This window comes from Streptomyces carpinensis (genome assembly GCF_002154505.1).
Lineage (GTDB): Bacteria > Actinomycetota > Actinomycetes > Streptomycetales > Streptomycetaceae > Streptomyces > Streptomyces carpinensis.
Genome location: NZ_MUBM01000567.1, coordinates 1 through 7,074 on the forward strand (window position 1 = coordinate 1; position 7,074 = coordinate 7,074).

Consider the following 7,074-nt stretch of genomic DNA (forward strand, 5'->3'; position numbering starts at 1 on the left):
CCCCTCCCCTCCCGCGCGCGGCAAGGAGTGATCAGAGGTGACGGAGATACGCCAAGCGCAGCAGCCGCTCCAGCGCCGGCCGCGCTCGCCCGAAGACCGCGCACCCTGTGCCCCGCCCGCACACCCGACCTCTGTCTGATCAGCAAGGACGAACACACCATGCAGCTGAACCTTCGTACACCAGGCCGGCGATCTCGCCTCGCGGCCACACTGGCCGTCGCCACCGTCGCCACCGCCGGCGCACTGGGGCTCCTGAGCGCGTGCGGCCACTCGGATTCCTCGTCCACCGGGGCCGGCGCCCTCACCCCCGGTCCGGGTCAGCACCAGACGGCCGGGATGCCCGGCGCCTCCGGGCACGACCGGGGCGACACGGCGGGCTCCCGTCCCGGCACCTCACCCATGCCCCACATGAGCATGCCCATGAAGCCGAGCACGGGCGCGTCGTCCGCGCCAGTGGCCGGGCACGCTGTGTCGATCAAGAACTTCGCCTTCTCCCCGGCCACGCTGAAGGTCGCCGTGGGCACGACCGTGACCTGGACCAACGACGACACCGACGCCCACACCGTCACCAGCGCCTCGTCGGGCGGCCCACTGCACTCCGCCGCCCTGGCCACCCACGCCACCTACAGGCACACCTTCACCAAGCCCGGCACCTACGCCTACCTCTGCACCATCCACCCGTTCATGACCGCCACCGTGGAGGTGACCCGATGACCGAGTACCACGACCACCACGACCAGTCACCGGCCGCCGATGCCGAGCAGCCCGCCGAGCAGTACGGCATGAGCCGGCGCCAACTCCTCAGGCATGCGGGGTGGTTCGGCGGGGCCGTGGTGCTGACCGCGGCCGGCGGAGAGGTGATCAGCCACATCGCCGGCTCCCAGGACGCCCTCGCCGACGTCGCCGCGGCGGGCAGCGGCGCGCTGCGGTTCGTACAGGTCTCCGACAGCCACATCGGCTTCAGGGGCCCGGCGAACACGGATGTCGCCGGCTCCTTCACCGAAGCGATCGACCAGGTCAACTCACTCGGGTTCAGGCCGGACTTCGTCATGCACAGCGGGGACCTGACCCACCTGTCCACGGCAGCCCAGTTCGACCAGGTCAGGCAGATGATGACCGGCCTGGAGACCGATCGCGTCTTCACCGTGCCGGGCGAGCACGACTCCATCGGCGACGCCGGCCGCGCCTACCGGCAGACCTTCGGCCGGGGCACACTCGGCGACGGCTGGTACAGCTTCGACACCCACGGCGTGCACTTCATCGCGCTGGTCAACACCCTGAGCCTGGAAAAGCTCGGCCACCTGGGCAACGAACAGATCGACTTCGTCCGCAAGGACCTCGCGGGACTGCCCTCGGACACCCCCGTCGTGGTCTTCAGCCACATCCCACTGTTCGCCATGTACCCGCAGTGGGGCTGGAGCACGGACGACGCCCTGCGGGTCATCGCCCTGCTGCGCCGCTTCTCCTCGGTGACCTGTCTCAACGGGCACGTCCATCAGCTGTTCACCAAGACGGAGGGCAACATCACCTTCCACTCCGCCACCACCACCGCCTATCCGCTGCCGAAACCGGGCCGGGCCCCCGCTCCCACCCCGCAGGTCGTGCCCGCCCGGCAGCTCAAGGACGCACTCGGCATCCGCACCGTCGGGTACCGGCAGGGCGACCGGGAACTGGCTGTCAAGGATCAGAGGCTGGCATGAGCGCCCGACGACTCCACGCTCCGATCCTGCGTGTGGCGCTCGCCGCCACGCTGGCGGTCAGCGGATACATCCACGCCCAGCTCTATGTCCAGGAGTACCGCTTCATCCATGTCGTCGGCCTCCTCTTCCTGCTCCAGGCCAGCGCCTCCTTCGCCCTCGCCGTCCTGTTGCTGATCGGGATGCCGCCGCTGCTGAGAGCCGCCGCGGCCGGTGTGGCCCTGGGCGCCCTCGCCGGCTTCGCCGCCTCCCGTACCGTGGGCGTCTTCGGGTTCAGCGAACACGGCCTGCAACCCGCCCCTCAGGCCCTCGTCAGTCTGCTGGCCGAAGCCGGCACGCTGCTGCTCCTCGCCGTCTGGCAGACGAGCATGCCCGGCAGTGCGGCGGCACGCCGCCCGGGGTGAGGTGTGGTGCGCGGCCGGCTGGGGTGGGGTGGCCGTGCGCCACGGCGCTCGTCTCCCTGTTCCGCCGAGGGTGAACGCCCGGCCGGTCGTCGCGGTGACAGACGAAGACCTCCGTACGATGCAGCCCTGGACGGCTGCTCAGCACCGGAGGTCTTCGCCGCGACTTCGGCCTCCTGACACCGCGACAGCCCACGTGTCAAGCACCGACTCGCCGGCAGCTCCAGCCTGCCCGCTCGCCAAAGGGTGAGCGCGAGTCATGAAATCACCTTTAAGGCCTAATCGCCGATCAAACCGACGGTGGCCATGTCTATTTGACACGCCATCAGTTCTTCAAAAAGGGGCCGTACGGGTGCCCCGGAATGCCCCGATCGCCCCCTGTGACCCCGCTTCCGTTCCGCCCGAAATGACAGCTATGTGGAGCATTAGTACGTTCGATCACACATCGGCCGCCAAGCCGATCGGATCTCTGAGACAGGAGAAGCAGTTCCATGATCATGACCCGTAAGCGTGCGATCACCGCGGCCGCCACGGCCGCCGCGGCTCTGACCGCGACCGGCATCACCTACGCCTCGGCCGCCTCCGCGCCCGAGGCCCAGCCGGCCCAGGCCGTCGTGCGGCAGGCGCCCGCACCCGCCCAGGCACCCGTCCAGGTACCCGCGGACGGCGGCACCCAGAGCCAGGGCAAGGGCAACGGCAACGGCAACGGCAACGGCAACGACGAGGACAACGGCGGTGGCGGTGGCGACCGTGGTGGCGACTACGGCGGCGGCGGTGGCGGCGGCGACCGCGGCGGCGACCGCGGCGGCGACCGCGGTGGCGACCGCGGCGGCGACCGCGGTGGCGACCGCGGCGGCGACCGCGGTGGCGACTACGACCGCGGCTGGATCCACATCAACGAGCGGTCCTACTCCGCACACCCCAGCGGCTGCATCACGGTGGTCAGCGGCCTGGGCTCCAGGAGTCTCAACATCCGCAACGACAGCCGCAAGACCATTGAGGTCTTCCGCGGGGCGACCTGCGACAACGGCGCCCCCATCGCCACCGTCGGCCCGCACAGCTCCAGCAACGGCGTGAACCCCGGTTGCCCCCCTCACGGCGGTGTGAGGGTCAAGGACGGCGTCGTGGGCAGCTTCCGGATCATCGAGCGTCACAAGGAAGACAGGGGCGACTACTAAAGCCGACCGCACGACGCTGAACGACGCGGAACCCCGGCCAGCCGTAATCGGGCCGGGGTTCTGCCCTGGATGCGGCCCGGGAGCTCGCCGCCCGGGATGCCTGCAGCCGGCCGCCGGCGGCCTGCCCCGAGCGCGGCGTCGCCGAGGCGGGTGCGGCCTCCGAAGATCAGTTACCCACGGCCTCGGGTTTCGGTGACACCCCTCCAACGGCTTGCTCGGGCTGCTGTGTCAGTCTCCGCACGGCGTCCTGCATGTGATCGTCCATCAGCCGCAGCAGGTGTTCCTCGCCTCCGTCACGGATGGCCTGGATGATCGCGGCGTGTTCGTCGACCATGACGTCCGGCACCGGGTACTTGTCCTGCAGCGCCGTGATGCACATGCGCGTCTCCACGAGGAGTGTCTGCGCCATGCGCTTGAGGCGGGGGCTTCCCGACTCCTCGACGAGCACCTGGTGCAGCTCGGTGTCGGCCGCGCTGAGGGCCGTGTGGTCGCCGCGTTGTGCGGCGTCCGCCATGGCGTGGTGCACCCGCGCCAGCCGGTCCGCGGTGCGCTGCGGGTCCCGCCGCAGGATCAGCCGGCACGCGGCGGACTCGATCGCCGTGCGGGCGAGGTAGATGTCCCGTACGTCGTCCTCCGTGAGGGTCGTCACGAAGACTCCGCGGTGCGGCTCGCTGTAGGCGATGCCCTGCTGGACGAGGCGCTGCATCGCCTCGCGCAGCGGGCCTCGGCTCACGCCGAGCTCCGCGGCCAGCTCGGCCTCCCCGAGCTGGGTGCCGGGCGCCAGGGTGCCATCCATGATCGCCTCCGTCAGCTGATGGGCGATCGCGATGGCGGCGGGCTCGCGTCTGACGGGCTGCAGCCGTTTGGCTCCCGGCATGTTCTCTTCTCCTTCTTCGGTGCCGCCGTCACCTCGTGGCGGACGGCGCGGGCGGGGTGGCGCCCTGGTGGAACAACCGTCCGAGGCCGGTCCGCGGCGCGGCGTCCCCGGCGAGCCGGAGCCCCTCCCAGACGGTGACCTGGTTGGCCGTCAGAACGGGCTTGCCGACGGCGTGCTCCAGTTCGTCCAGCCATGAGGCGGTGTGCAGGGCGGTGTCCGGGAGCAGGACGGCTTCCGCGTCGCCGTGGTCGTTGGCCCTGGCCAGGTCGATCACCTGCTCCCGGGAGAGCGTACCGACCTCGGCCGCCGTGATGATGCCCCTCCCCGACACCTGCGCCACTCGCACTCCCGACTCCTCGAGGAAGCGGACGAAATACCCGGCGACGTCGTCGGGGTAGGTGGCCGCGACGGAGACGCTGCGCACGCCCAGCGCCTCGAGCGCGTGCACGAAGGCGAAGGATGTGCTGGACGCCGGGACACCCGCGGCCTGGGCGAGCTCCTCGGCCTGCTGGCCGGCGCCCTGGCGCCCGTAGATGAAGCTGGCGCTGGTGCAGGCCCACATGACGGCGTCCACGTCGTGGTGCTTGAGCTCCGCCAGCCCCTGGGTGAGCCGGTGGATGGCGCCCATCTCCAGAAGGGCGTCCACACGGTGCGCGTCCTCGCCCATGTCCGTGTGCACCAGGGGCAGTCGGACTCCTGGGCCGAGCAGGCCCTCCAGCAGCGGATAGTCGTCCTCGGCGGAGTAGCCGGGGTAGAGGAATCCCACCGTCGTCATGCCGTCAGCCACGTGCGTTCGCCCTCTCGAGACCGGACGGATCGCGGTGCCGCGTTCCGTCGCACTCCGTTTTCTCTCGGCTTTCCCTCGGCTCCGTGCCGGCACGCCGGAGAGCACACCGGCAATGTGTAGATTGTTGACAATCCTACAGAGGGCCCCCTAGGGTGTCAATCGGTTCGAGAGGCCGACGCCCGCGACGGCGCACCGGGCCGAAAGCCCGTCCCCCGGCGGCTCCGTCCCGTACGGTTGCGGCCGGCGCGGACCGGACCAGGCGCGCATCGCAGCGACCGGAGGGCTGAGTATGAGGACGACCGCACTCCCCCTCGTCGTCGTGCTGGGAGAAGAGGAGCCACCGCTCCTCGACCGCATCAAGGACCGGGCCCGGCTGCGGCGCGTCGGCGAGGCGGACCTCGCCGACGCGCTGCGCGAGGCCGACGCCCTGCTGGTGTGGGACTTCCTGACCGACGCACTGCCGGCCGCGTGGCCCGACGAGGGCGGACCACGTTGGGTGCACACCGCGAGCGCGGGCGTGGACAGGCTTCTCTTCCCCGCGCTGCTGCGCTCCGACGCCGTGATCACCAACTCCCGCGGCGTCTTCGAGGGTCCGATCGCCGAGTACGTGGCGGGGCTGGTCCTCGCCATGGCCAAGGACCTGCCCGGCACACTCGATCGCCGGCGGGCCCGGATCTGGCAGCACCGGGAGACCGAACGCGTGGCGGGCACCCGGGCGGTGGTGGTCGGCGGCGGCCCCATCGGCCGGGCCGTGGCCCGGGTGCTGGGCGCCCTCGGTCTCCGGGTGACGCTGGTCTCCCGCAGGGCACGTGCCCGGGACGCCGAGTTCGGCCGGGTGCACGGCTTCGGTGAACTGGCCGCTCTGCTGCCGGAGGCGGACTGGGTCGTGTGCGCCGCGCCGCTGACCGACGAGACCGCGGACATGTTCGACGCGGCCGCGTTCGCCCGGATGAGGCGCGGCGCACGGTTCGTCAACGTCGGCCGCGGCCCGCTGGTCGTGGAGGACGACCTGGTGGCGGCGCTCCAGGAGGGCAGGCTCGCGGGTGCCGCGCTCGACGTCTTCCGCCAGGAGCCGTTGCCGGCCGACAGCCCTCTGTGGACCGTGCCGGGCCTGCTGATCTCCCCGCACATGTCGGCCGACACCCACGGCTGGCTGGAGGATCTCGCGGAGCTGTTCCTCGCCAACTTCGCGTGCTGGGCCGCGGGCCGGCCCCTGCGCAACGTCGTCGACAAGACCCTGGGGTACGTGCCGGTCGGCGAGGCACCGGGCGGCACCCCGCACACCGAGGAGGGCTCGCCATGACCGCACCCACCGACCAGGACGCCGGCACCGGGAAGCCCGACGCGCAGGACGAACTGTGCGCACGCACCGCCACCGAACTGGTCGCGGGCTATCGGGACGGGAGCCTGTCGCCGGTCGAGGTGGTCGACGCCGTACTCGCCCGCGTCGAACGGCTCGACCCGTTGGTGAACGCCTACTGTCTGGTCGACCCCGAGGCGGCCCGCCGTGACGCCGCCGCCTCCGCGGACCGCTGGCGACGGGGCGAGCCGTGCGGGCTGCTCGACGGGGTGCCGGTCTCCATCAAGGACCTGCTGCTGACGAAGGGCTGGCCGACCCTGCGCGGCTCGCTGAGCACGGACCCCGGCGCGCCCTGGGAGCAGGACTCGCCGTCGGTTGCACGCCTGCGCGAGCACGGTGCGGTCCTCGTCGGGAAGACGACCACCCCGGAGTTCGGCTGGAAGGGCGTCACCGACGGTCCGCGCACCGGCATCACCCGCAACCCCTGGGACGTGACGCGCACGTCCGGGGGTTCCAGCGGTGGCAGCGCGGCCGCCGTCGCGCTCGGGCTCGCCCCGCTCTCCGTGGGCACGGACGGCGGGGGCTCGGTCCGTATTCCGGCCGCCTTCTGCGGCATCTTCGGGCTCAAGCCCACCTACGGGCGGATCCCGCTCTACCCCGCGAGCCCGTTCGGCACCCTCTCGCATGCGGGGCCCATGACCCGTACGGTGGCCGACGCCGCGCTCATGATGGACGTGCTGTGCGGCTCCGACGACCGTGACTGGTCCGCCCTGGCGCCGCACGAGCGCTCCTTCCACGCCGCGCTGGACGGGGGCACGGCCGGGGAGGGCCTGT

At 71.6% G+C, this 7,074-nt stretch carries 8 protein-coding genes; 6 read left to right on the plus strand and 2 right to left on the minus strand.

What is annotated here, in order from left to right; translation table 11 throughout:
* Positions 1-159: 159 nt before the first annotated feature.
* From BZY54_RS54260 to BZY54_RS51370, 4 genes are all read left to right on the plus strand, one after another.
* Entirely contained in the window at positions 160-714 is a 555-nt protein-coding gene (locus BZY54_RS54260) for a cupredoxin domain-containing protein (protein WP_244217669.1), read from the plus strand.
* Positions 711-1,700, plus strand: coding sequence for a metallophosphoesterase family protein (locus BZY54_RS46135; protein ID WP_086731307.1), 990 nt, complete (start codon positions 711-713; stop codon positions 1,698-1,700). The genes BZY54_RS54260 and BZY54_RS46135 overlap by 4 nt, the downstream gene beginning before the upstream one ends.
* Positions 1,697-2,101 (plus strand): hypothetical protein, encoded by a 405-nt coding sequence (locus BZY54_RS46140; protein ID WP_086731308.1) that lies wholly within the window; start codon positions 1,697-1,699, stop codon positions 2,099-2,101. Before BZY54_RS46135 ends, BZY54_RS46140 begins: the two co-directional genes overlap by 4 nt.
* Positions 2,102-2,589: 488 nt before the next feature.
* Positions 2,590-3,276, plus strand: coding sequence for a hypothetical protein (locus BZY54_RS51370; protein ID WP_158104022.1), 687 nt, complete (start codon positions 2,590-2,592; stop codon positions 3,274-3,276).
* Between the two features lie 166 nt (positions 3,277-3,442).
* Here the strand turns inward: BZY54_RS51370 and BZY54_RS46155 are convergent, their stop codons facing one another.
* Positions 3,443-4,153 (minus strand): GntR family transcriptional regulator, encoded by a 711-nt coding sequence (locus BZY54_RS46155; RefSeq protein ID WP_086731310.1) that lies wholly within the window; start codon positions 4,151-4,153, stop codon positions 3,443-3,445.
* Positions 4,154-4,181: 28 nt separating this feature from the next.
* Positions 4,182-4,928, minus strand: a complete 747-nt coding sequence (locus tag BZY54_RS46160; protein ID WP_086731311.1) for a maleate cis-trans isomerase family protein — start codon at positions 4,926-4,928, stop codon at positions 4,182-4,184.
* Positions 4,929-5,229: 301 nt separating this feature from the next.
* Between BZY54_RS46160 and BZY54_RS46165 the strand changes: the two genes are divergently transcribed.
* Together BZY54_RS46165 and BZY54_RS46170 are read left to right on the plus strand one after the other, a co-directional pair.
* On the plus strand, positions 5,230-6,243 hold the full coding sequence (locus BZY54_RS46165; protein WP_086731312.1) for a D-2-hydroxyacid dehydrogenase: 1,014 nt from the start codon (positions 5,230-5,232) through the stop codon (positions 6,241-6,243).
* Positions 6,240-7,074 (plus strand): amidase family protein (locus BZY54_RS46170; RefSeq protein WP_244217670.1); only part of this gene is annotated, 835 nt, incomplete at its 3' end. The genes BZY54_RS46165 and BZY54_RS46170, both read left to right, overlap by 4 nt.